We start from the raw sequence: 21,263 nt of genomic DNA, 5'->3' as shown, positions 1-21,263 counted from the left end.
CGAGGGCCCCCGCATGCTGCCTGTCGACGAGATCCGCCTGCACTTCAACCCGGCCTCGCTGGTGCTGCTGAACGTGGTGCTGGGCTTCCTGATGTTCGGCATCGCGCTGGACACGCGCATCGAGGACTTCAGGCGCGTGGCGCGCATGCCCGGCGCGATGGCGGTGGGCATCGGCGCGCAGTTCGTCGTGCTGCCGGCCGTGACCTTCGCGCTCACGCTGCTGCTGAAGCCCGGCCCGAGCATCGCGCTGGGCATGATCCTCGTGGCCTGCTGCCCGCCGGGGAACATCTCGCAGATCCTCACGCACCGCGCGCGCGGCAACGTGGCGCTGTCGGTGTCGATGACGGCGATCTCGAATGCGATCTCCATCGTGGTGATGCCGCTGAACTTCGCGTTCTGGGGCGGCATGCACCCGACGGCCGCGCCGCTGCTGAAGACCATCGCGCTCGATCCGCTCGACATGCTGGGGCACATCGTGATGATCATCGGCATTCCGTTCGTGCTGGGCGTGGCCTGCTCGCACCGCTTGCCGGGGCTCACGGCGCGCATTAAGAAGCCGGTGGGCATCGTGAGCTTCGTGGCGCTGATCGTGTTCATCGTGGGCGCCATCGCGGGCAACTGGCGCTTCTTTCTCGACTACGTGGGGCTGGTGCTGCTGGCCGTGGTCATCCATGACGCGCTGGCCTTCGGCACCGGCTACCTGTGCGCGCGGCTCTCGGGGCTGGGCGACTACGACCGGCGGGCGGTGGCCATCGAGGTGGGCATCCGCAATTCGGGGCTCGGGCTGGTGTTGATCTTCAGCTTCTTCGGCGGGCTCGGCGGCATGGCCGTGGTGGCCGGCGTGTGGGGTTTCTGGGACATCATCGCGGGCCTTGCGCTCGCGGGCTGGTGGGGCCGCAGGCCGGTGGCGCCATGAGCGGGGGCATCGTGGCAAGGCGCGTGCTGGTGACGGGTGCCGACGGGTTCCTGGGGCGCACGGTGCTCGCCGCGCTGTGCGAGCAGGGCGGGCTCGAGGTGCTGGTGGCCCTCGACGTGCGCGACGTGCCGCCCGACCGCCGGCTGATGGGCGTGGCCTACCAGCAGCAGGACGTGCGCGACGCGCGCATCGCCGAGACCATCGCCGACCACGCGATCGACACCGTGGTGCACCTGGCTTCCATCGTCACGCCGGGCAAGGACTCGAACCGCGCGTTCGAGCATTCGGTGGACGTGGGCGGCACGCGCAACGTGCTCGAAGCCTGCGTGGCGAACGGCGTGCGGCACGTGGTGGTGTCGTCCAGCGGCGCGGCCTACGGCTATCACGCGGACAACCCGGCGTGGATGACCGAGTCGCAGCCGCTGCGCGGCAATGCGGTGTTCGCCTATGCGGACCACAAGCGGCAGGTGGAAGAGATGCTGGCCGACTACCGCGCGCGGCATCCGGCGCTGGCGCAGACGGTGCTGCGCATCGGCACCATCCTCGGCGAGCACGTGGACAACCAGATCACCGCGCTGTTCGAGAAGAAACGGCTCATTGCCATCCGCGGCAGCGCGAGCCCTTTCGTATTCGTGTGGGACGAGGACGTGACGGGTGCCATCGCGCATGCGCTCGCCGGCGCACCGCCCGGTTGCTACAACCTCGCGGGCGATGGTGCCTTGACGATCCACGAGATCGCGTCGCGCCTGGGCAAGCGCGCCGCCGGCTGGCCGGCCGGTGTGCTGAAGACCGCACTGTCGGTGGGTTCCGCGCTGGGCGTGAGCCGCTACGGGCCCGAACAGCTGGACTTCCTGCGCTACCGGCCGGTGCTGCTCAACACGGCGCTGAAGGCGCGCTTCGGCTACGTGCCGCGCAAGACCAGCAGCGAGGCCTTCGATGCCTTCGTGGCGGCGCGCAAGCGGCAAGGCCGGCCGATCACTTCCTCGTAGCTTCGTCGGGCGGCGCGATCAGGTGCTCGAGCATGCGCCGGGCATTGAGCGGCAGGTCTTCCGACGATCGCACGCAGGCCATCAGCGTGCGTTCGGCCCAGGCGTCGGCGAGCGAGGCGCGCGCGATCTTCATGGAGCGCGCGCAACGCTCGGCCGCGGTCTGCGGCACGATGCCCACGCCAATGCCGTACTCCACCATGCGGCACACCGCCTCGAAGTTGCGCACGCGCACGCGGTAGGCCAGGTGCTTGCCGAGCGCGCGCACATGCTGCGTGATGAGCTGCTGCAGCGCGCTGTCCGCGGGCAGGCCGACGAATTCGCTGTCGACCACGTCGGCCAGCCGCAGGCGGCGGCGCCCGGCCAGCGCGTGGCCGCGCGGCATCACCAGCACCAGGTCGTCGCGGCGGAAGGGGTGGCATTCGAGCCCGTCGCTGTCGATGGCGTCCGAGACGATGCCGATGTCGCACAGGCCGGCGCGCAGGGCCTCCACCGTGTCGGGGCTGGCGCGCTCCTCGAGGTCGACCGAGATGCGCGGATGCTCGGCGAGAAAGCGGCTCAGCACCTCGGGCAGGTGCTCTGTCAGCGCCGAGGTGCCGCACATGAAGCGCACGTGGCCCTTGAGGCCCTGGCCGTATTCGCCGAGCTCGCCGCGCAGCCGCTCCATCTGCTGCAGCACGACGCGCGCATGGTGCAGCAGCGTGCGGCCGGCCTCGGTGGCGCGCACGCCCTGCGCATGGCGCGTGAGCAGCGGGGTGCCCAGCGCGTCTTCCATGCCGCGCACGCGCTGGCTGGCGGAGGCCAGCGTCATGTGCGAGCGCGCCGCGCCGCCGGTGAGGCTGCCGGCTTCGGCGACGTTCAGGAAGAGCCGCAGATCGGTGAGGTCGAATCGCATGGTTCGCCGGAGTGTGCACCACGAGCCTCAGGCCCAGCCTGAGGCCGGCTCTGCGAACCCCGCATTTGCAGCCGCGGCATTGCCCGGCAGACTCGGCCGCGATGACGCATTCGAACGACCTCCCGAGCTTCTGGGCCGCCGCCGCGGCCGTGTTCCTGCTGGCCGGCGTGATCAAGGGCGTGATCGGCCTGGGGTTGCCCACGGTGTCGATGGCGCTGCTCGCGCTGTGGATGTCGCCGGTGCAGGCGGCGGCGCTGCTGATCGTGCCGTCGCTGGTCACCAACATCTGGCAGACCGGGCCGCGCGCGACCTTCATGCCGGTGCTCAGGCGCATCGGCGGCATGCAGGTGGGGGTGGTGATCGGCACGCTGGGCGGGGCGCTGTGGCTGGGCGTGCCGGCGGGCGCCTGGGCCTCGGTGGCGCTGGGGGTGGCGCTGCTGCTCTACGCGGGCTGGAGCCTGACCGGGCGGCAACTGCACGTGAGCGATGCGCAGGCGCGCTGGCTGGGGCCTTTGGTGGGTGTCGTCACGGGGCTGGTGACGGCGGTGACCGGCGTGTTCGCGGTGCCGGCGGTGCCGTACCTGCAGGCGCTGGGGTTCCAGCGCGACGCGCTGATCCAGGCGATGGGGATCTCTTTCACCACCTCGACGGTGGTGCTGGCCATCGGGCTGGCGGGGAACGGGGGCTATCCGATGTCGGCGGTGGGTGCGTCGCTGGCGATGCTGGTGCCGGCCGTCGGCGGCATGGTGCTGGGCACCTGGCTGCGCAAGCGGCTGCCGGTGGCGGTGTTCCGGCGCTGCTTTCTGGTCGGGCTCGCGCTGCTGGGCTCGTACATGGTCGTACGCGCCCTGGCCTGAGGGCGGAGCTCAGGCTGCGAGCAGCAGCGCCGCGCGCACGCGCTCGATGGTCTGGCGGTAGGGCAGGGCGAAGTCGTCGATGGCCTCGCCGGCTTCGAGCCAGCGGAACAGGAAGACCAGGCCTTCTTCTTCCGGGCTGCCGGTGGCGGTGTGCAGGAAGGTCTCGGGCAACCGGCCTTCGGCGCGCATCAGGAACAGGTGCCACAGCTGCGGGTGGCGGTGCGTGTTGCCTTCCACGCCGGCTTCGCATTCGCGGTCGAGCGTGCCCAGCGCCTGCAGCGGGCCGGCGTAGTCGATGCCGGACTCTTCGAGCAGCTCGCGCCGCACGGCGGCCTCGGGCGACTCGCCGGGCTCGATGGTGCCCTTGGGGAGCTGCATGTTGCCATCCTCGGGATGGCGGAACACCAGCAGCCGGCCTCGCGAGTCGACCATGCAGGCGCAGGCCTTGAGGATCGGAGCGGAGGGGCTGCCGGTGGTCATCATGCGCCCGTCAGAGCGGCCTTGACCGCTGCGCTGACCTGGCCCATGTCGGCCTTGCCGGCGAGGCGGGTCTTCACCGCGCCCATCACCTTGCCCATGTCGCCGGGGCCGCTGGCGCCCAGCTCGGCCACGATGGCCTTCACCGCGGTGGCGACTTCGTCGGCGCTCATGCGCTGGGGCTGGTAGACCTCGATCACCTTGATCTCGGCGGCTTCCTTGTCGGCCAGGTCGGGGCGGCCACCGGTGGTGAACGCGGCGATCGAGTCCTTGCGCTGCTTGACCATCTTGTCGACGATGGCGATGACCATGGCGTCGTCGAGCTCCACGCGCTCGTCGACTTCCTTCTGCTTCATGGCCGCGAGCAGCAGGCGGATCGTGCCCAGGCGCTCGGAGTCCTTGGCGCGCATCGCCGTCTTCATGTCTTCGGTGATCTGTTCTTTGAGTGTCATTCGCAACCTTTCGGAAAAAACAAAAGCCGCGGCAGGTTTCCCTGGCGCGGCTGAGGCAACGAGGCGACGGCGCTGACTTTCGTCGAGAGCCTGCCGCCCGGGGCGTTGCTTAGTACAGCTTCTTGGGCAGCTGCATGCTGCGCACGCGCTTGTAGTGGCGCTTGACGGCAGCGGCCTTCTTGCGCTTGCGCTCGGCGGTCGGCTTTTCGTAGAACTCGCGGGCACGCAGGTCGGTCAGCAGGCCGAGCTTTTCGATGGTGCGCTTGAAACGGCGAAGTGCGACGTCGAAGGGCTCGTTTTCTTTAACGCGGATGGTGGTCATTGATGAATCGTTGAACTGAAGTTGGCTCGGGGAGATCGAGGCCCAAAGCCGGGGTTCCTCAACTGAAAAATTTTGTGGCCGTTGAGGGGAGGCCAAAAGTTAGCCCGCTAGTATAGCACTCACACAGGCTTCACGCACTTCCTGTCGCTTCTTTTCCCCCTGGCCGGGGGCGACACCAGCGGCCCGGCAAAGCCGGTTCCGCGGTGTCCCTGGCGAAGAGAGTCAGAGGGCCGTGGCGCACGCATGAGCGCTTGCCCACGCCCACTGGAAGTTGTACCCGCCCAGCCAGCCGGTCACATCGACCACTTCGCCGATGAAATACAGGCCGGGTTGCTTCGATTCCATCGTCTGGGACGACAGGTCGCGCGTGTCGACGCCGCCCGCCGTGACTTCGGCCTTCTTGTAACCTTCGGTGCCACTGGGGGTGATCTGCCAGCGCGCAATGCGCTCCGACAAAACCGCCAGCGCCTTGTCGGCCGCTTCGTTCACCGGCCGCTGCAACGCGGGGTCTTGCCCGACCCAGGCGTCCGCCAGCCGCGAGGGCACCAGCGTGGCCAGTTCGTTGGCGATGCGTTTCTTCGAGCGCAGCTTGGCTTCGCCGAGCGATCCGGCCACGTCCACGCCGGGTGCAAAGTCCAGCGTGAGCGGCGTTCCGGGCTTCCAGTAGCTCGAGATCTGCAGCACCGCCGGGCCCGACAGGCCGCGGTGGGTGAACAGCAGGTCTTCGAGGAAGGCCATCTTGTCCTTCCTGGCCCCGGTCTCGATGCGCACCGGCAATGCCAGCCCGGCCAGTTCGGCATACGGCGCCCAGGCGTCGCCGCCGAAGGTCAGCGGCACCAGCGCCGGGCGCGGCGTGACCAGCCGCAGCCCGAACTGCTCTGCGAGGCGGTAGCCGAAGTCGCTGGCGCCGATCTGCGGAATCGACAAGCCACCCGTCGCCACCACGATCTTCGCCGTCTCGATGACCCCGCGATCGCTCTCGATTCGATAGCTGCCCGTGCCGGTTCCATCAGCATCCGCAGCGGAAAACGCGATCTTCCCGACCTTGCACGGCTGCCACCGCTCGACCCCGCCCGCGGTGCATTCCGCCAGCAGCATGTCGACGATCTGCTGCGAAGAGCCGTCGCAGAACAGCTGTCCCTTGTGCTTCTCGTGGAAGGCGATGCCGTGCTTTTGCACCAGCTCGATGAACTGCTGCGGCGCATAGCGCGACAGCGCCGAGCGGCAGAAATTCGGGTTGTCGCCGATGAAGTGGCGCTGCGGCGCGCGTACGTCGAGGTCGCGGTTGGTGAAGTTGGCGCGCCCGCCGCCGGAGATGCGGATCTTCTCGCCCACCTTCTCGCTGTGGTCCACCACCAGCACCTTGAGCCCGCGCTGGCCGGCCACGCCGGCGCAGAACAGCCCGGCGGCGCCGGCGCCGATCACGACGACGTCGAAGCGGGACACGTCGGCCGCGCTCAAGGGCCGTCGGCCGCCAGCAGCGGCGGCGGGTTGTATTTGAGGTGGCCCACGTAGCGCAGCGGCTGCGTGGCGGCGATCGAGGGCACGTCGCCCTCGCGCATGTGCAGCAGGTCGGCCGGGCTCACCCAGCGCGGGTCGGCGCTGGTGATCGGCAGGCCGGCCTGCTTGTAGGCCTCGAGCACGAACTGCGAGCAGAAGAACTGGTCGTCACGGCTCGCGCCCAGTTGCACCATCGCCATGCCGCTCATGCAGTAGTGGCTCACGGCGGCCGGCACCAGCGGCAGCTCGCACAGGCGGCGGTTCAGCACGAAGGGCGCGTTCAGCAGCACGCCCACGGTGTTGTAGCGCGCGCCGACCTGCGACAGCGCCCAGGCGCGCATGCGCCCGGCGCCGGCGTCGTCCACGCCGGGCACGCGAAAGGCGACCACCATCTGTTCTTCGTCGACCACCTCGGCCAGCGGCCGCGCGCGCACGCCGGTGCCCACGGCTTCGGCGATCTGGCCGTCGCCGAGGTACAGCACGGCGTGGCTCACCGGTGAGAAGGTGCCCAGCCGGATGCCGAAGGAGTTCACCGTGGCGATCGAGGTCAGCAGGATGTCGCCCGGCTCCAGCGCGTCGGCGGCGATGAGCTCGCCGCCGTTGCCCGGCGCGATCACCGAGCTCTGCACCCGCAGGCGCAGGCCGTTGTCCTTGGAGGGCAGGTCGAGGCGGGTGGCGCAGGCCGTGAGCAGCAGGGCGGCGCCCGCGGCAGCCAGGGCCGCAAAGGTCTGGAAACGCAAGCGCATCAGCCTTTCCAGACGAACGGGAACTTCAGTTGCTTGAAGAAGCCGTTGGGCACGTAGTCGCCCAGCACGCCGTACTTCTCGGGCCAGAGCTTGGTGCTCTTCACGGCCGTGCCGAAGAGGTAGTCGAGAAAGGCGTAATGCGCCGCGTAGTTCTTGTCGAGCGCCTCGATGTCCTGGCTGTGGTGCCAGTGGTGGAAGTTGGGCGTCACGATGATGTAGCGCAGCGGGCCCAGCCGCACGCTCACGTTGCAGTGGTTGAACACCGCCTGGAAGCCGACCACCACGATGTACGCGTCGATCACTTCCTTGCTGAAGCCCAGCACGTAGATGGGTGCCAGCACCAGCGTGCGCGTGATCAGCAGTTCGAGGATGTGCTGGCGCGAGCCGGCCATCCAGTCCATGCTCTTCACGCTGTGGTGCACCGCGTGCAGGCGCCACAGCACCGGCACCTCGTGGTAGGCGCGGTGCGTCCAGTACTGCACCAGGTCGGCCACCAGGACGATCAGCAGGATGCCGGCCCAGAACGGCAGGTTGCCCACCCAGCCGCGAATACCGTCGTTGGCCGCCCAGCCGAACAGCTTGTGCACCATCAGGTTGGTGGCCAGCAGCACGAAGCCCACGATCATGTGGTTCACCACGAAGTGGTGGAAGTCGGTCTGCCACTCTTCGCGGAACACCGGCTGGTCCTTGCGCAGCGCGAACAGCTTCTCGATGAAGATGAAGATCAGCGACGAGCCCAGCAGGTCAAGAATGAACCAGTCCAGCCCGATGTACGGCGTGTTGTCCGCGAAGTCGTGCACCGGCACCTTGTGCCCGCCCAGCAGCGCCGAGGCCGCCACCAGCAGGAACGCGGCCGACGAGAGCCAGCGCGAGCGGTTGAAGATGATGTTCACCAGCGACATGCCGCCGGAGATGACCAGCGCCGCCAGCAGGATGAAGCGCATCACGTCGACGTTGTAGCTCTTGCGCAACTCCGGCGTGGTGAGGTACTGGGGGAAGTGGAAGGCCAGAACGCCCAGGAAGCACAGGATGGCCAGGCTCAGCGCGATGGTGCCGGTGACCAGCCCGCGGCCACGGCGCAGTTCGCCGTGGTTCTGGGTGAATTCGTTGAGTTTGTCGATATCCAGCATGCCCACCTCTTCTTTTGCTTGCGCTTTTGTTGGAGCGCGATTTTAGAGGGGGCTGTAGGAAAAACGCTCACGCCTTGCGCACGGAGCGCCGCCGCAGCATGGCGGCCGCGCCCAGCGCCACCCCCATGACCACCAGCGACACCACGGTGGTCACCGTGCCCAGCGCGTAGATCGAAGGCGTGGTCACGGTCGAGGTCAGCCCCTGCAGCTCCAGCGGCAGCGTGTTGACGTCGCCGATGGCCTGCGAGGTGCGGGCGATCTCGTCCCACGACAGCGTGAAGCCGAACATGCCGATGCCCACGATCGACGGGCCGATCAGCGGCAGCACCACGAAGCGGAAGGACTGCCACGGCGTGGCGCCGAGGTCGCGCGCGGCTTCCTCGTAGGCCGGGTTGAAGCGGTTGAACACGGCGAACATGATGAGCAGCCCGAAGGGCAGCGTCCAGGTCAGGTGCGCGCCAAGGGCCGAGCTGAACAGGCCCAGCGCGGTGCCGTAGCCTTCGAGCAGCGTGGTCGCGTCCATGGCGCTCAGCATGCCCTTGATGCCGGTGTCGAGCAGCCGGAACTGCAGGCCGATGCCCAGCGAAATGATGATCGACGGCATGATCAGGCTGGCCACCGTCACGAAGAACAGGGCATTGCTGCCCGCGAGCTTCTTGCGGAACGCCAGGCCGGCCAGCACCGACAGCACCACGGTGAACGCCATCACCACCGCGCCCAATGCCAGCGAGCGCCGGAAGGCCGCGCCGATGTCCACCGTGCCCAGCCCCTCGGCCAGCTTGTGGAACCAGTGCAGCGACACGCCGCGCAGCGGGAACGTGAGGCCGCCTTCGGGGCCCTGGAAGCTCAGCACGAAGATGGTGATCATCGGGCCGTAGAGGAACAGCACGAAGAGCGCGAACACGGTGGCCAGCGGCCAGAAACCCGGGGCGCGCTGTGCGCTGATGGGTGTCTGCATCTCAGAGCTCCTTGCGTATGTCGACCAGCCGGGTCAGGCCCCAGATGATCATCAGCACCACCGCCAGAAGAATCATCGCGTTGGCCGCGGCCAGCGGAAACTGCAGGTACGAGGTCTGCACCTGGATGATCTTGCCGATCGATGCGATCTGCTGCCCGCCCATCACGCCGATGGTCACGAAGTCGCCCATCACGATGGTGATGACGAAGATCGAGCCGATCAGGATGCCGGTGCGCGACAGCGGCACCACCACGTTCCACAGCGTCTGCCAGCCCGAGGCGCCCGCGTCGCTGGCCGCTTCGAGCAGCGAACGGTCGATGCGCATCATGCTGTTGAAGATCGGCACGATCATGAACATGGTGTACAGGTGCACGAAGGCCAGCACCACCGAGAAATCGGAGAACAGCAGCCACTCCACCGGCTGGTTCACCAGGCCCGTGCCCATCAGCGCCTGGTTGACCAGGCCGTTGCGCCCCAGCAGCGGCACCCACGAGATCATGCGGATCACGTTCGACGTCCAGAACGGCACCGTGCACAGCACGAACAGCACCGTCTGCACGGTCGACGAGCGCACGTGGAACGCCAGGAAGTACGCAACCGAGAACCCGATCAGCAGCGTGATGCCCCACACCAGCAGGCAGAACTTGAAGGTGCTCAGGTAGGTGTTGAGCGTGACGCACAGGTCGCCGTTGTCGGTGAGGTGCGAACAGCCCTCGAACAGGCTCAGGTAGTTGCGCAGCGTGACGGCCGGGATCAGCTCGTACTCGTTGAAATTCCACAGGCTGACCATGGCGACCAGCGCCAGCGGAATCAGGAAGAACAGCAGGAACACCAGCGCGAACGGCGCCGCCTGCCACCACGCCTTCACGGCATGGAGGGGGGCGGCGGCGGGCGCGCGGGTGGCGGGAGCGCTCACGGAGTGAAGGCGGAGTTCGGGCGGGAGGTCAGGCTGGCTTTCAGGCCGCCACGAACTCGTTCCACTTGCGCACCATGTACTCGTTCTCGTCCATGACGGCGTTCCAGCACGCGATGCCGCCCATGCGCTGCTCGTAGCTGCCGCCGTCGCGCACCGAGCCGGCCTTGGCGATCACGTCGCCCTGCGGGCTCTTGATGTCCTGCGCGGCGGGCTTGCCTTCCATCCAGTAGGCCCACTCGTAGGCTTCCATCTTGGTCTTGGCGGTCTCCAGCACGGCGCTGTAGTAGCCCTGGCGGTTGAGGTACGCGCCGGCCCAGCCGTCGAGGAACCAGTTGATGAACTCGTACGCGCCGTCCAGCTTCTTGCCCGACAGCGTGGCCGGCAGGCCGAAGCCCGAGGCCCAGGCGCGGTAGCCTTCCTTCAGCGGCTGGAAGGTGCAGTCGATGCCCTTGCTGCGCACCGCCGTCACGGCCGGCGACCACATCGACTGGATCACCACTTCGCCGGAGGCCATCAGGTTCACCGACTCGTTGAAGTCCTTCCACAGCGCGCGGAACTGGCCGGCCTTCTTGGCTTCGATCAGGGTCTTGATCGTCAGGTCGATCTCGGCCTTGGTCATGTTGCCCTTGTCGGCGTACTTGTGGATGCCCTTGGCCTCCACCACCATCGCGGCGTCCATGATGCCGATCGACGGAATGTTCAGGATCGCGGTCTTGCCCTTGAACTCGGGGTTCAGCAGCTCGGCCCACGAGCCGATGGGGCGCTTGATGAGGTCGGGGCGGATGCCCAGCGTGTCGGCGTTGTAGGTGGTCGGAATCAGCGACATGTACTGCGTGGCCGACTTGGCGAAGGCCTTGCTCTTCTCGCCCTCGAGGTAGATCACCTTCACGGGCGCCGTGCCCTGGTCGCCCACCTTCTTGCCGGCCACCTCGCCCTTGGTGAACAGCGAGGTGATCTTGTCGGCGTTCTTCACGCGCTTGGTGTCGATGCCCTTGAGGTTGCCGGTGGGCACGATCTTCTTGAGCGAGAAGAACTCGGTGTCGATCAGGTCGAAGCTGTTGGGCGCGGTCACGGCGCGCTTGGTCACGTCGTCGGTGGTCACGGCCACGTACTGGATCTCGATGCCGGTGTCGGCCTTGAACTTCTCGGCGATCGCCTTGTCCTGGTTCACCGCGGTGCCCAGGTAGCGCAGCACCACCTTTTCCTGCGCGTGCACGAAGGGCGCGATGCCCGTGGCCAGGATGCCGGCCGTGCCTTGCAGCAGCATGCGGCGCTTGACGCCGGCGGACGAGTCGATGGGTTCGGTCATGGCTGAGTCTCCAGGGAAAGAAGTGGAATGAAACGGACGCGAAAAAACGGGAAGCTGGCGGCTGCTGCGCTCACAGGGTCATGGCGAGCGCGGCGGTGTCGTCGCGCAGGGAGGCACCGGCGGGGGCCGATGCCCGCTCGCCCGGCGGCTTGACGCCGGGGCCGAGCGCGCGCGCGTCGGCCTCGGCCCAGGACAGCCGCACCGGCTCGCCCTGCGCGTACGGGCGCGCCAGAAAGGCGGCTTCGCCCAGCAGCACCGAGACGTTCTGGCGCTCCGGCGCGGCGGCATCGAGCGCCAGGCCGAGCAGCACGTAGGTACCTTGGTATTCGACGTCGGTCACGGTGGCGGCCAGGCCGCCCGTGCCCTCGGACGCCGCGGCGATCCGCATGTGGTCGTTGCGCACCGCGATCGGGCCGGCCGGCGTGTCCAGCACGTTGTGGCCGCCCATGAAGCGCGCCACGAACTCGCTGGCCGGATGGTTGTAGACCGCGTGCGGCGAGCCGACCTGCTCGATCACGCCGTGGTTCATGACCACCATGGTGTCAGCCAGCGCCATGGCTTCTTCCTGCGAGTGCGTGACGTGCACGAAGGTCAGGCCCAGCTCCTTCTGCCAGCGCCGCAGCTCGGCGCGCATCTGGATGCGCAGGAAGGGGTCGAGCGCCGACAGCGGCTCGTCGAGCAGCAGCACGCGCGGCTCGGTGATGAGCGCGCGCGCCAGCGCCACGCGCTGCTGCTGGCCGCCGGACAGCTCGCCGGGCTTGCGCGCGGCCAGGTGGCCCATGGCGACGCGCTCCAGCAGGTCGTTGGCGCGCTTGTGGCGCTCGGCCTTGCCGATGCCCTTCATCTTGAGGCTGAAGGCCACGTTGTCGGTGGCCGAGAGGTGCGGAAAGAGCGCGAAGCTCTGGAACATCATGGCCGTGCCGCGCGCGGCGGCGGGCAGGTTGGTGATGTTGCGGTTGTCCAGCAGGATGTCGCCGCTGGTGACCGACTCGTGGCCGGCGATCATGCGCAGCGTGGTGCTCTTGCCGCAGCCCGAAGGCCCCAGCAGGCAGCAGTAGCTGCCGCTGGCGATGCGCAGGTCGATCTGGTCGACGGCGGCCGGGGTGCCGGGGGCGTAGCGCTTGGTGAGCGCGACGATCTCGACCGCGGCGGGGACAGGCGTGACAACGGCATTCATTGCCGAAGGCTCAGCACGATCCATGCCACGTGACGGTGCGCGGTGGCCGGCCGCGCCACTCTCCGGTGCGCGGCGCCCGCGCGACCCGTGCCGGGTCAGGTGCCGAACTTGCCCGCGTCCACCGGCAGGGCGGCCGCGGCCAGCCCGCGCAGCACATCGCCCACCACGATCACCGCCGGGCTCGCCAGCCCGGCTTCGGCGATGCCGTGCTTCAGGTTGCCCAGCGTGGTCGCGATGTGCCGCTGGTGCGGCAGGCTCGCGTGCTGGATCACGGCCACCGGCGTGTCGGCCGGCAGGCCCTGCAGCAGCTCGCGCTCGATGTGGCCCGCGCCCGACACACCCATGTAGATCACCAGCGTGAGCCGCGCGTTGTACGCCGTGGCGGCCAGCGCGCGCCAGTCGGTCGGGTCTTCGGCCGCGCCGGCGCCGGTCTTGGCGTGGCCGGTGACGAACACCACGCCCTGCGCATGGTCGCGGTGCGTGAGCGGCACGCCCAGCGAGGTCACCGCGGCCAGGCCGGCCGTGATGCCGTTGACCACCGCGCATTCGATGCCGGCGTCGCGCAGGTGCTCCACCTCTTCGCCGCCGCGTCCGAAGATGAACGGGTCGCCGCCCTTGAGCCGGACCACGGTCTCGCCCTCGCGCACCGCCGTGATCATCAGCCGCTCGATGAAGGCCTGCGGCGTGCTCTTGCAGCCGCCGCGCTTGCCCACGTGCACGATGCGCGCGTCCGGGCGGGCGTAGGCCAGGATCTGGTCGTTCACGAGGTCGTCCACCAGCAGCACGGTGGCGGCCTGGATCGCCTTCACGGCCTTGACCGTCAGCAGCTCCGGGTCGCCGGGGCCGGCGCCCACCAGCGTGCAGCGTCCGGTGATCAGGGCGGAGGAAGTGGGGTGGGCGTTGTTGTTCATGCGTGGGATGCCAGTTGCGTGATGTGCCTGACTTGCGTCGCGATGGCCTCGGGCACGGGAAGCTCGCCGGCCAGCACGCGGCGCGTGTAGCCGGCGGTGGTGGCGACGTCGATTTCCTTGGGCAGGCCGGGCACGTCGGCGGTGGTGCCGGGCTGCTGGGCCTGCAGTTCGGTGCGCACGCCGCGCACGAAGCCGTCGATCTGCGCGGTGCGGCGCGGGTCGGACACCACCTCGCCTTCGAGGCCGCGCGAGAGCAAGGCGGTCATGCCCGTGAGCTCGAAGGTCTCGCCCATGGTGCGGGCGTATTCGGGGTGCGTGTAGCTGGCCACCACCACGCAGGGGCCGGCACCGGGCTGCATGAGCTTCACCACGCTGTGGCCCGGGTTGCGCAGGCCGACCACGCGGCGCACGTCGAGCAGGCGCTTCAGCGCGGGGTTCAGCAGTTCGGTGGGCGCAAAGGCCGCTTCGCCGTTGGCGATGGGGCGGATGGCGGTCATCGGCGCCACGCCGAGTTCCGCGAGCACGTTCGACGCCAGCACGCGCGAGGTTTCGCTGGCGCTGCCGTGCACCAGCACCGGCAGGCCTTCGCGGGCCAGCAGCAGCGCCAGCAGCGGCGTGAGCACCGGCAGCTTGCGCGCGCCGTTGTAGCTGGGCAGCACCACCAGCGCGCGGTCGCCGGCCGGGATGCGGTCCAGCCGCGCATGGGTGGCGTCGAGGAAGCCGGCCATCTCCTCGGGCGTCTCGCCCTTGATGCGCATGGCCAGGCAGAAGGCGCCGAGTTCCAGGTCGGTGACGGTGCCGTCCAGCACCTGGCCGAACAGGTCGATGGCCTGTTCGCGCGCGAGCGGCTTGGCGCCTCGCGCGCCGCGGCCGATTTCCTTGATGTATTGGCTGATTCCCATGGGTAGGGGGATTGTCCTGCAAGGCTTATGCCGGAATGTGAGTTGGCTTATGCCTTGGATCGGCTCCTTCCCGCTTCGGGGGAAGGCCGGGATGGGGGCAGGCAGGACGCCCGATGGTGACGCCGCCGGCACCCACCCCGGCCCCCACCCCGGCCCTCCCCGAGCGGGGGAGGGCGCAAGCGCAAGGCAGGCGGTCATGGCGTGAGCGCCTGCGCTTCCGCCGGCGTCGCCCGCACCATCCGCTTGAGCTCCGGAATGCACGAGCCGCAGTTCGTGCCGCACTTCAGCGCCCCCTGCAGCTTGGCCAGCCGCTCGTCGGGCGTGCCGCTGCAGCGCCCCAGCTCGGCCTGGATCGCCGCGTCGGCCACGTTGAAGCAGGCGCACACGGTCTTGCCGCGCGACTGCACCGCCACCGGCGCGCGCGCGCCCGGCGACAGCAGCAGGCGGCCGTAGCTCTGGGCCGGCAGCTCCTCGCGCAGCAGCGTGGAGATCCAGGCCTCGGCGCTGGTGTCGCCGCCCAGCAGGAAGGCCTCGAGCCCGGCGCTGCCGTCGGCGCGGCGCACCAGCCGCGCGCTGCGGCGCTGGCCGCGGCGGCGGTCGGCGTAGCGCAGGGTGTCGGCCACCTGCAGGCCGAGCAGGCCTTCGATCTTCTCGACCAGCGCATCGTCGGGCGCGTCGTGCGCGGCGGCGCGAAACAGGATGCCGCTGCGTTCTTCACCTTGCGCGCCTTGCGTGTTCCCGGCGAACGGCACGCAGGTCGCGAACGGAAACATTGCCATCAGCGGCTGCAGCGCGCGCTGCGCGGCCAGCGCCGCGTCGGGCGGCAGCCAGGCCATGCCCAGCAGCGACCACGGCAGCTCGGCCTTCAGGATCTTCACCGGCGTGTGCTTCAGCTCGGGCTGCTTCGAGGTCGGGCAATAGGCCGGCGTCGTCAGCGCGTTGATGCCCGCCAGCCGCGCGCCGGTCGACGAGCAGCCGCTCAGGTATTCCTCACCCCAGTGCATCGCGACGAAGGCCTGGTTCAGCCCCACCTCGGCGCTGGCGCGCGCGGGCAGCAGGATCGAGCCGCGCTTGGAGGTCAGGTGCACCAGGTCGCCTTCCTGGATCTGGCGGCGCGCCATGTCCTGCGCGTGCATCTGCACCATGGGTTCGGGCACATGGCCGAACAGCCGGCCCGCCGTGCCGGTGCGGCTCATGCCGTGCCATTGGTCGCGCAGGCGGCCGGTGTTCAGCGAGAAGGGGTAGCGCGCCTCGCGGGCCTCGGCCACCGGCTTGTAGACGGTGTCGACGAAGCGCGCGCGGCCGTCGGGCGTGGGGAACACGCCGTCTTCGTACAGGCGCACGCGGCCGGTGCTTTCGCCTTCCTTCAGCGGCCATTGCTGCGGGCCGGCGGTTTCCAGCATCGCGTAGCTCAGGCCGGTGATGTCCAGGTCGCGCCCGCGCGTCGACTCGCGGTGCTCGTTCCACACCTGCTCGGGCGTGTCGTACGGGAACAGCGTGCAGGCGCGGCCCAGCTGCTGCTCGAGCCGGCGCGCGAAGGCCACGGCAATCGACCAGTCGTTGCGCGCCTCGCCCGGCGCGGGAACGGCCGGGCGCACGCGCGAGATGCGGCGCTCGCTGTTGGTCACGGTGCCTTCCTTCTCGCCCCAGGTGGTGGCGGGCAGCAGCAGGTCGGCGAAGGCGCAGGTGGCGGTGGTGGCAAAGGCCTCCTGCACCACGACGAACTCGGCGCGCTCCAGCGCGCGGCGCACCGTGGCCTGGTCGGGCATCGACTGCGCGGGATTGGTGCAGGCGATCCACAGCGCGCGGATCTCGCCGTCGGCCGCGGCCTGGAACATCTCCACCGCCGTCTTGCCGGGCTTCTCGGGCACCGACGGTACGCCCCACAGCGCGGCCACTTCGGCGCGGTGCCCGGGGTTGGCCAGGTCGCGGTGCGCGCTCAGCAGGTTGGCCAGGCCGCCCACTTCGCGCCCGCCCATGGCATTGGGCTGGCCGGTCAGCGAGAACGGGCCCGCGCCGGGGCGGCCGATCTGCGCGGTGGCCAGGTGCAGGTTGATGAGCGCCGCGTTCTTCGCGGTGCCGCTCGACGACTGGTTCAGGCCCTGGCAGTACAGGCTCAGCGTGGCCGCCGAGGTGGCGAAGAGCCGCGCCGCCGCGAGCAGGTCGTCCTTCGAGATGCCGCACAGCTGCGCCACCTTGTCGGGCGTGCACTCGCGCACCGTGGCCTTCAGCGCGTCGAAGCCGTTGGTGTGCGCCGCGATGTAGGCCGCGTCGGTCCAGCCTTCCCACAGCATCAGGTGCAGCATGCCGTTGAACAGCATCACGTCGGTGCCGGGCTGGATCGGCAGGAACAGGTCGGCAATCTCGACCGTGTCGGTGCGGCGCGGGTCGGCCACGACGATCTTCAGCGCCGGGTTGGCGGCCTTCGCGTCCTCGATGCGGCGAAACAGAATCGGATGCGCCCACGCCGTGTTGCTGCCCACGATGAACAGGCAGTCGGCGTGCTTCAGGTCGTCGTAGCAGGCCGGCGGCGCGTCGGCGCCCAGCGTCTGCTTGTAGCCGGCCACCGCGCTGCTCATGCACAGGCGCGAGTTGGTGTCGATGTTGTTGGTGCCCACCAGGCCCTTGGCGAGCTTGTTGAAGACGTAGTAGTCCTCGGTGAGCAACTGGCCCGACACGTAGAAGCCCACCGCGTCGGGCCCGTGGTCGCGCACCACCTGCGCGAACTTGCCGGCGGCGTTGTCGAGCGCGGTGTCCCATGGCACCGCGGTGGGCGCTTCGCCGCGCACCAGGCGCTGCAGGGGCTGCAGCAGGCGCGTCTGCCGCGTGACGGTGGCGCTGGCCGTGAGGTGCAGCGTCGAGCCCTTGGTGCACAGGCGGCCGAAGTTCGCGGGGTGGCCGGGGTCGCCGCGCACGCCGGTGATCTCGGCGCCTTGGGATTCGATGATGACGCCGCAGCCGACGCCGCAATAGGGGCAGGTGGAGCGTGTTTCAGTCATGGCTCATTCCAGCGACCCCAGCGGCCCCAGCGGCTCAAGGGGCTCCAGCGGCAAGACCGACATCGTCGGGTAAGGCCTGGGGCCCGCCACCGGGCGCTCGAGGTCGATGGCATGCGTGGCCAGCTCGGCGGCGTCCAGGTGCACCACGCCGTCTTCCACCTTCACCGCGAAGCGCGGCGTGCAGCCTTCGTCGGGCGACCTGGCGCAGCCGTCGTCCAGCCCGATGGCCCAGTTATGCAGCGGGCAGGCCACGCTGGTGCCGAACACGATGCCCTGGCTCAGCGGGCCGCCCTTGTGCGGGCAGCGGTCGAGCAGCGCGAACACCTGGTCCCCGGCATTGCGGAACACGGCGACGTCCACGCCCGCGGGCCGCGCCACGCGGCGCGCGCCGAGCACGGGGATGTCGTCGATGCGGCAGATGACTTTCCAATCGCTCATGGTGGGGCTCTCTTCTTTTCTATGACTTGATCTCGGCGTACAGGCCGGTCACGCGGTCCATGATCGCGAGCAGGTTCTCGCTGGAAACGAACACGTCGGACATCAGCGAGGCCGACGCGCCCGCGCCATCCAGGCGCTGCAGGCCGCGGTTGAAGAAGATCCATTGCGCGTCGGCCAGCACCAGTTCCTGGCGGATCGCGGCCGTGGCCTCGGGGGCGTTGCGCAGCACCTCGAGCGCCGCGAGGAACTCGGTGCGCGACTTGCCGATTTCGGCCGTGCTGCCCGCCGGGTCGATCTGCATGGCGCTGGCCAGGCAGAACTTGGCCATGCGCTGCGACAGCATGCGCTGGCGGCCCGCGATGTTCACGAGCTTGCCGACCGGCTTGCCCGAAGCGGCCTCGTACTGCGTGGTGCCCTGGTTGGCCAGCGCGAGCACGGCGGCGTCGAGCTTCACCACCTTGGCGGCTTCGGCCTTGCCGGGATTCAGTCCCGTGAGTTCGCGCTTGAATTCGCCCCACGCGCCGTCGAGCGCGTCGTAGGTGGCGCGAATGGCCGCGCTGGGCGCGAAGGACTTGAGCTCGCCCAGCTGCCGCTCGAACAGCGAGACCGACTTGTCGAGCACCTGCTGCGCATTGCGCGACTCGACGTTCTGCGCCAGCGCCAGGTAGGCCTTGCTCGCGCGCTGCGACAGCATGCGCTGGCGACCCGCCTTGTTGATGGCGTCGTTAAGGTCCAGGACCTGCGCGTGGGCGACGGTGCCCATGCCGATCCCCATGCCGACACCCATGCCGGCGATGGCCGTGGAAGCGATGAAGGCTCTGCGTTTCAAACCGTGGGCTCCGTGTGTCGTGTCGTTCATCACACAGGCAGCGGCGTGAACTGCCGCACGTCGACCGAGGCCCGCGACGATTCGAACCACGGGTCGGGCTCGCCGTCGAGCGCGAACTGCAGCCGCTCCCACAGCGCCTTGCGGCCCTCGGCGTCTTCCAGGATCTTCTTCTTCACGTGGTCCAGGCCGACACGGCCGATGTAGTGCACCGTGCGCTCCAGGTACCAGCCTTCCTCGCGGTACAGCTGCAGGAACGCGCCCGCGCAGGCCATGACTTCCTCGGCCGTCTTCACCTTCACGAGGAACTCGGCCACCTCGGTCTTGATGCCGCCGTTGCCGCCCACGTAGATTTCCCAGCCCGAGTCGACGCCGATCACGCCCACGTCCTTGATGCCGGCTTCCGCGCAGTTGCGCGGGCAGCCCGACACCGCCAGCTTGACCTTGTGCGGCGCGTACATGGCCCACAGCGCGCGCTCCAGGTCCTTGCCCATCTGCGTGCTGTCCTGCGTGCCGAAGCGGCACCACTCGCTGCCCACGCAGGTCTTCACCGTGCGCAGCGACTTGGCATAGGCAAAGCCGCTGGGCATGCCGATGTCCTTCCAGACGCCGGCCAGGTCTTCCTTCTTCACGCCCAGCAGGTCGATGCGCTGGCCGCCCGTGACCTTGACGGTCGGAATCTTGTACTTGTCGGCCGCGTCGGCGATGCGGCGCAGCTCGTCGGGCGTGGTGTGGCCGCCCCACATGCGCGGAATGACCGAGTAGGTGCCGTCCTTCTGGATGTTGGCGTGGCTGCGCTCGTTGACGAAGCGGCTCTGCGGGTCGTCCTTCGCTTCCTTGGGCCAGGTGCTGATCAGGTAGTAGTTGACGGCCGGACGGCAGGTGGCGCAGCCGTCGGGCGTGCGCCAGCCCAGGTTGCGGTACACCGCGTCGTGCGTCAGGTAGTGTTCCTTGCGGATGGCGTCGCGCACGTCCTGGTGGCTCACGTCGGTGCAGCCGCACACGGCCTTCTTCTTCGGCGTGGCGGAGTAGTCGCCGCCCGCGGTGAACATCAGGATCTGCTCGACCAGCCCGGTGCACGAGCCGCAGCTGGCGCTGGCCTTGGTGTGCTTCTTCACCTCGTCGAGCGTGAACAGGCCCTTGTCCTTGATGGCCTTGCAGATGGTGCCCTTGCTCACGCCGTTGCAGCCGCACACCTCGGCGTCGTCGGGCATGCTCGCGGCCTTGCTGTGGCCTTCGTGGCCGGTGTCGCCGATGTTCGATTCCCCGAACATCAGCTTGTCGCGGATGTCGTGCACGCTGCGCCCGTCGCGCAGCAGCTTGAAGTACCAGCTGCCGTCCACCGTGTCGCCGTACAGGCAGGCGCCCACCAGCTTGTCGTCCTTGATCACCAGCTTCTTGTAGACGCCGCCGAAGGGGTCGCTCATGACGATCTCCTCGGTGCCTTCGCCGCCCATGAACTCGCCGGCCGAGAACAGGTCGATGCCCGTCACCTTCAGCTTGGTGGAGGTGAGCGAGCCCAGGTAGCGGCCGATGCCGAACTGCGCCAGGTGGTTGGCCGCCACCTTGGCCTGCTCGAACAGCGGCGCCACCAGGCCGTAGGCAATGCCGCGGTGCGCCGCGCATTCGCCCACCGAGTAGATGCGCGCGTCGGTCACGGTCTGCATGGTGTCGGTCACCACGATGCCGCGGTTGCAGTGCAGGCGCATCTTCTCGGCCAGCTCCACGTTGGGGCGGATGCCCACGGCCATCACCACCAGGTCGGCCGCGGCCTCGGTGCCGTCCTTGAAGCGGATGGCCTTCACGCGGCCGCCCTTTCCATCGTCGCCGTCGCCGAGCATGTCCTGCGTCTGCGCGCCCATCAGGAACTTCAGGCCGCGGTCTTCCAGCGACTTCTGCAGCAGCTTGCCGGCCACATCGTCGAGCTGGCGCTCCATGAGCCAGGGCATCACGTGCACCACCGTCACGCTCATGCCGCGCAGCATCAGGCCGTTGGCGGCTTCCAGGCCCAGCAGGCCGCCGCCGATGACCACCGCGTTCTTGTGCGTGCGCGCGGTCTCGATCATGTAGTCGGTGTCGGCGATGTCGCGGTAGGCAATGACGCCCTTCAGGTCCTTGCCGGGCACCGGCAGCATGAAGGGGTTGGAGCCGGTGCACATCAGCAGGCGGTCGTAAGCGGCCTCGGTCACGTCGCCTTGCGCATCCACGGCGCGCACGGTGCGCTTCACGCGGTCGACCTCGACCACCTTCTTGCCCGCGTGCAGCGTGATGTGGTTGTCGGTGTACCACTCCCAGCTGTTGAGCACGATCTCGTCCACCGTCTGCTCGCCGGCCAGCACCGGCGACAGCAGGATGCGGTTGTAGTTGGGATGCGGCTCCGCGCCGAAGACGGTGATGTTGTACAGGTCGGGCGCGATCTTCAGCAGCTCCTCGAGCGTGCGAACGCCGGCCATGCCGTTGCCGACCATCACGAGTTTCATTTTCTTCATGGGGCGGGTCCTTTCAGGGGATCAGAGCGAGCGGACGCCCGTGGCGCGCGGTCAGAA

The 21,263-nt window shown here is 68.9% G+C and carries 20 protein-coding genes; 3 read left to right on the top strand and 17 right to left on the bottom strand.

The window, feature by feature from the left end; genetic code table 11:
- The first annotated feature begins 13 nt into the window (after positions 1-13).
- Together BM004_RS07500 and BM004_RS07495 are read left to right on the top strand one after the other, a co-directional pair.
- Positions 14-916: a bile acid:sodium symporter family protein gene (locus tag BM004_RS07500; protein WP_093212270.1), complete on the top strand. Its 903-nt coding sequence runs from the start codon at positions 14-16 to the stop codon at positions 914-916.
- On the top strand, positions 913-1,905 hold the full coding sequence (locus tag BM004_RS07495; RefSeq protein WP_093213015.1) for an SDR family oxidoreductase: 993 nt from the start codon (positions 913-915) through the stop codon (positions 1,903-1,905). The genes BM004_RS07500 and BM004_RS07495 overlap by 4 nt, the downstream gene beginning before the upstream one ends.
- On the opposite strand, the gene BM004_RS07490 is transcribed toward BM004_RS07495, so the two are convergent.
- On the bottom strand, positions 1,892-2,797 hold the full coding sequence (locus BM004_RS07490) for a LysR family transcriptional regulator (protein WP_093128533.1): 906 nt from the start codon (positions 2,795-2,797) through the stop codon (positions 1,892-1,894). The genes BM004_RS07495 and BM004_RS07490 overlap by 14 nt on opposite strands.
- A gap of 101 nt (positions 2,798-2,898) precedes the next feature.
- Here BM004_RS07490 and BM004_RS07485 point away from each other — a divergent pair, with 101 nt between their 5' ends.
- Positions 2,899-3,654, top strand: a complete 756-nt coding sequence (locus BM004_RS07485) for a sulfite exporter TauE/SafE family protein (RefSeq protein ID WP_093212268.1) — start codon at positions 2,899-2,901, stop codon at positions 3,652-3,654.
- 9 nt (positions 3,655-3,663) lie between these two features.
- Here BM004_RS07485 and BM004_RS07480 read toward each other — a convergent pair whose 3' ends face one another.
- From BM004_RS07480 to nirB, 16 genes are all read right to left on the bottom strand, one after another.
- Complete coding sequence (locus BM004_RS07480) at positions 3,664-4,134, bottom strand: NUDIX domain-containing protein (RefSeq protein ID WP_093128535.1); 471 nt, start codon at positions 4,132-4,134, stop codon at positions 3,664-3,666.
- Entirely contained in the window at positions 4,134-4,583 is a 450-nt protein-coding gene (locus tag BM004_RS07475; protein WP_093128537.1) for a GatB/YqeY domain-containing protein, read from the bottom strand. Before BM004_RS07475 ends, BM004_RS07480 begins: the two co-directional genes overlap by 1 nt.
- A 109-nt stretch (positions 4,584-4,692) precedes the next feature.
- Complete coding sequence (rpsU, locus tag BM004_RS07470; RefSeq protein ID WP_007833691.1) at positions 4,693-4,905, bottom strand: 30S ribosomal protein S21; 213 nt, start codon at positions 4,903-4,905, stop codon at positions 4,693-4,695.
- A gap of 222 nt (positions 4,906-5,127) precedes the next feature.
- Positions 5,128-6,366 (bottom strand): BaiN/RdsA family NAD(P)/FAD-dependent oxidoreductase, encoded by a 1,239-nt coding sequence (locus BM004_RS07465; RefSeq protein WP_177206409.1) that lies wholly within the window; start codon positions 6,364-6,366, stop codon positions 5,128-5,130.
- The gene (locus BM004_RS07460) at positions 6,363-7,151 is read right to left on the bottom strand and encodes a YaeF family permuted papain-like enzyme (RefSeq protein ID WP_093212266.1); all 789 of its coding nucleotides are present in this window, start codon (positions 7,149-7,151) and stop codon (positions 6,363-6,365) included. Before BM004_RS07460 ends, BM004_RS07465 begins: the two co-directional genes overlap by 4 nt.
- Positions 7,151-8,281 (bottom strand): sterol desaturase family protein, encoded by a 1,131-nt coding sequence (locus BM004_RS07455; RefSeq protein WP_093128539.1) that lies wholly within the window; start codon positions 8,279-8,281, stop codon positions 7,151-7,153. Before BM004_RS07455 ends, BM004_RS07460 begins: the two co-directional genes overlap by 1 nt.
- Positions 8,282-8,348: 67 nt before the next feature.
- Positions 8,349-9,239 (bottom strand): ABC transporter permease, encoded by an 891-nt coding sequence (locus BM004_RS07450; protein ID WP_093212264.1) that lies wholly within the window; start codon positions 9,237-9,239, stop codon positions 8,349-8,351.
- A 1-nt stretch (position 9,240) separates the two neighbouring features.
- A complete protein-coding gene (locus BM004_RS07445; RefSeq protein WP_093212262.1) occupies positions 9,241-10,155 on the bottom strand; it encodes an ABC transporter permease in 915 nt (304 codons plus the stop codon).
- Positions 10,156-10,195: 40 nt separating this feature from the next.
- A complete protein-coding gene (locus BM004_RS07440; protein ID WP_093128543.1) occupies positions 10,196-11,464 on the bottom strand; it encodes an ABC transporter substrate-binding protein in 1,269 nt (422 codons plus the stop codon).
- Positions 11,465-11,534: 70 nt separating this feature from the next.
- Entirely contained in the window at positions 11,535-12,641 is a 1,107-nt protein-coding gene (locus BM004_RS07435; RefSeq protein ID WP_093212260.1) for an ABC transporter ATP-binding protein, read from the bottom strand.
- 95 nt (positions 12,642-12,736) lie between these two features.
- Positions 12,737-13,552 carry a uroporphyrinogen-III C-methyltransferase gene (gene cobA / locus BM004_RS07430; protein WP_093212258.1) on the bottom strand — a complete coding sequence of 272 codons (816 nt, stop codon included), beginning with the start codon at positions 13,550-13,552 and terminating at the stop codon, positions 12,737-12,739.
- Positions 13,549-14,454 (bottom strand): DNA-binding protein YbiB, encoded by a 906-nt coding sequence (gene ybiB / locus BM004_RS07425; RefSeq protein WP_093128547.1) that lies wholly within the window; start codon positions 14,452-14,454, stop codon positions 13,549-13,551. Before ybiB ends, cobA begins: the two co-directional genes overlap by 4 nt.
- 194 nt (positions 14,455-14,648) lie before the next feature.
- The gene (locus BM004_RS07420) at positions 14,649-17,453 is read right to left on the bottom strand and encodes a nitrate reductase (RefSeq protein WP_093212256.1); all 2,805 of its coding nucleotides are present in this window, start codon (positions 17,451-17,453) and stop codon (positions 14,649-14,651) included.
- 3 nt (positions 17,454-17,456) lie between these two features.
- Entirely contained in the window at positions 17,457-17,891 is a 435-nt protein-coding gene (gene nirD / locus BM004_RS07415; RefSeq protein WP_093212254.1) for a nitrite reductase small subunit NirD, read from the bottom strand.
- Between the two features lie 19 nt (positions 17,892-17,910).
- Positions 17,911-18,720 (bottom strand): type IV pili methyl-accepting chemotaxis transducer N-terminal domain-containing protein, encoded by an 810-nt coding sequence (locus tag BM004_RS07410; protein ID WP_093213011.1) that lies wholly within the window; start codon positions 18,718-18,720, stop codon positions 17,911-17,913.
- 29 nt (positions 18,721-18,749) lie between these two features.
- Positions 18,750-21,206: a nitrite reductase large subunit NirB gene (nirB, locus tag BM004_RS07405; protein ID WP_093212252.1), complete on the bottom strand. Its 2,457-nt coding sequence runs from the start codon at positions 21,204-21,206 to the stop codon at positions 18,750-18,752.
- Between the last annotated feature and the right edge of the window lie 57 nt (positions 21,207-21,263).

This window comes from Variovorax sp. OK212 (assembly GCF_900112425.1).
Lineage (GTDB): Bacteria > Pseudomonadota > Gammaproteobacteria > Burkholderiales > Burkholderiaceae_C > Variovorax.
The sequence above is the reverse complement of the archived record's forward strand: the minus strand, read 5'-3'. Positions and strand labels throughout refer to the sequence as shown.

Excerpts from the sequence above, each read along its gene's own strand:
- BM004_RS07450 (WP_093212264.1), bottom strand. The coding sequence starts at position 9,239 with ATGCAGACACCCATCAGCGCACAGCGCGCCCCGGGTTTCTGGCCGCTG.
- BM004_RS07460 (WP_093212266.1), bottom strand. The coding sequence starts at position 7,151 with ATGCGCTTGCGTTTCCAGACCTTTGCGGCCCTGGCTGCCGCGGGCGCC.
- BM004_RS07485 (WP_093212268.1), top strand. The coding sequence starts at position 2,899 with ATGACGCATTCGAACGACCTCCCGAGCTTCTGGGCCGCCGCCGCGGCC.
- ybiB (WP_093128547.1), bottom strand. The coding sequence starts at position 14,454 with ATGGGAATCAGCCAATACATCAAGGAAATCGGCCGCGGCGCGCGAGGC.
- BM004_RS07500 (WP_093212270.1), top strand. The coding sequence starts at position 14 with ATGCTGCCTGTCGACGAGATCCGCCTGCACTTCAACCCGGCCTCGCTG.
- cobA (WP_093212258.1), bottom strand. The coding sequence starts at position 13,552 with ATGAACAACAACGCCCACCCCACTTCCTCCGCCCTGATCACCGGACGC.
- rpsU (WP_007833691.1), bottom strand. The coding sequence starts at position 4,905 with ATGACCACCATCCGCGTTAAAGAAAACGAGCCCTTCGACGTCGCACTT.
- BM004_RS07420 (WP_093212256.1), bottom strand. The coding sequence starts at position 17,453 with ATGACTGAAACACGCTCCACCTGCCCCTATTGCGGCGTCGGCTGCGGC.
- BM004_RS07490 (WP_093128533.1), bottom strand. The coding sequence starts at position 2,797 with ATGCGATTCGACCTCACCGATCTGCGGCTCTTCCTGAACGTCGCCGAA.
- BM004_RS07440 (WP_093128543.1), bottom strand. The coding sequence starts at position 11,464 with ATGACCGAACCCATCGACTCGTCCGCCGGCGTCAAGCGCCGCATGCTG.
- BM004_RS07435 (WP_093212260.1), bottom strand. The coding sequence starts at position 12,641 with ATGAATGCCGTTGTCACGCCTGTCCCCGCCGCGGTCGAGATCGTCGCG.
- BM004_RS07475 (WP_093128537.1), bottom strand. The coding sequence starts at position 4,583 with ATGACACTCAAAGAACAGATCACCGAAGACATGAAGACGGCGATGCGC.
- BM004_RS07480 (WP_093128535.1), bottom strand. The coding sequence starts at position 4,134 with ATGACCACCGGCAGCCCCTCCGCTCCGATCCTCAAGGCCTGCGCCTGC.
- nirD (WP_093212254.1), bottom strand. The coding sequence starts at position 17,891 with ATGAGCGATTGGAAAGTCATCTGCCGCATCGACGACATCCCCGTGCTC.
- BM004_RS07455 (WP_093128539.1), bottom strand. The coding sequence starts at position 8,281 with ATGCTGGATATCGACAAACTCAACGAATTCACCCAGAACCACGGCGAA.
- nirB (WP_093212252.1), bottom strand. The coding sequence starts at position 21,206 with ATGAAGAAAATGAAACTCGTGATGGTCGGCAACGGCATGGCCGGCGTT.
- BM004_RS07495 (WP_093213015.1), top strand. The coding sequence starts at position 913 with ATGAGCGGGGGCATCGTGGCAAGGCGCGTGCTGGTGACGGGTGCCGAC.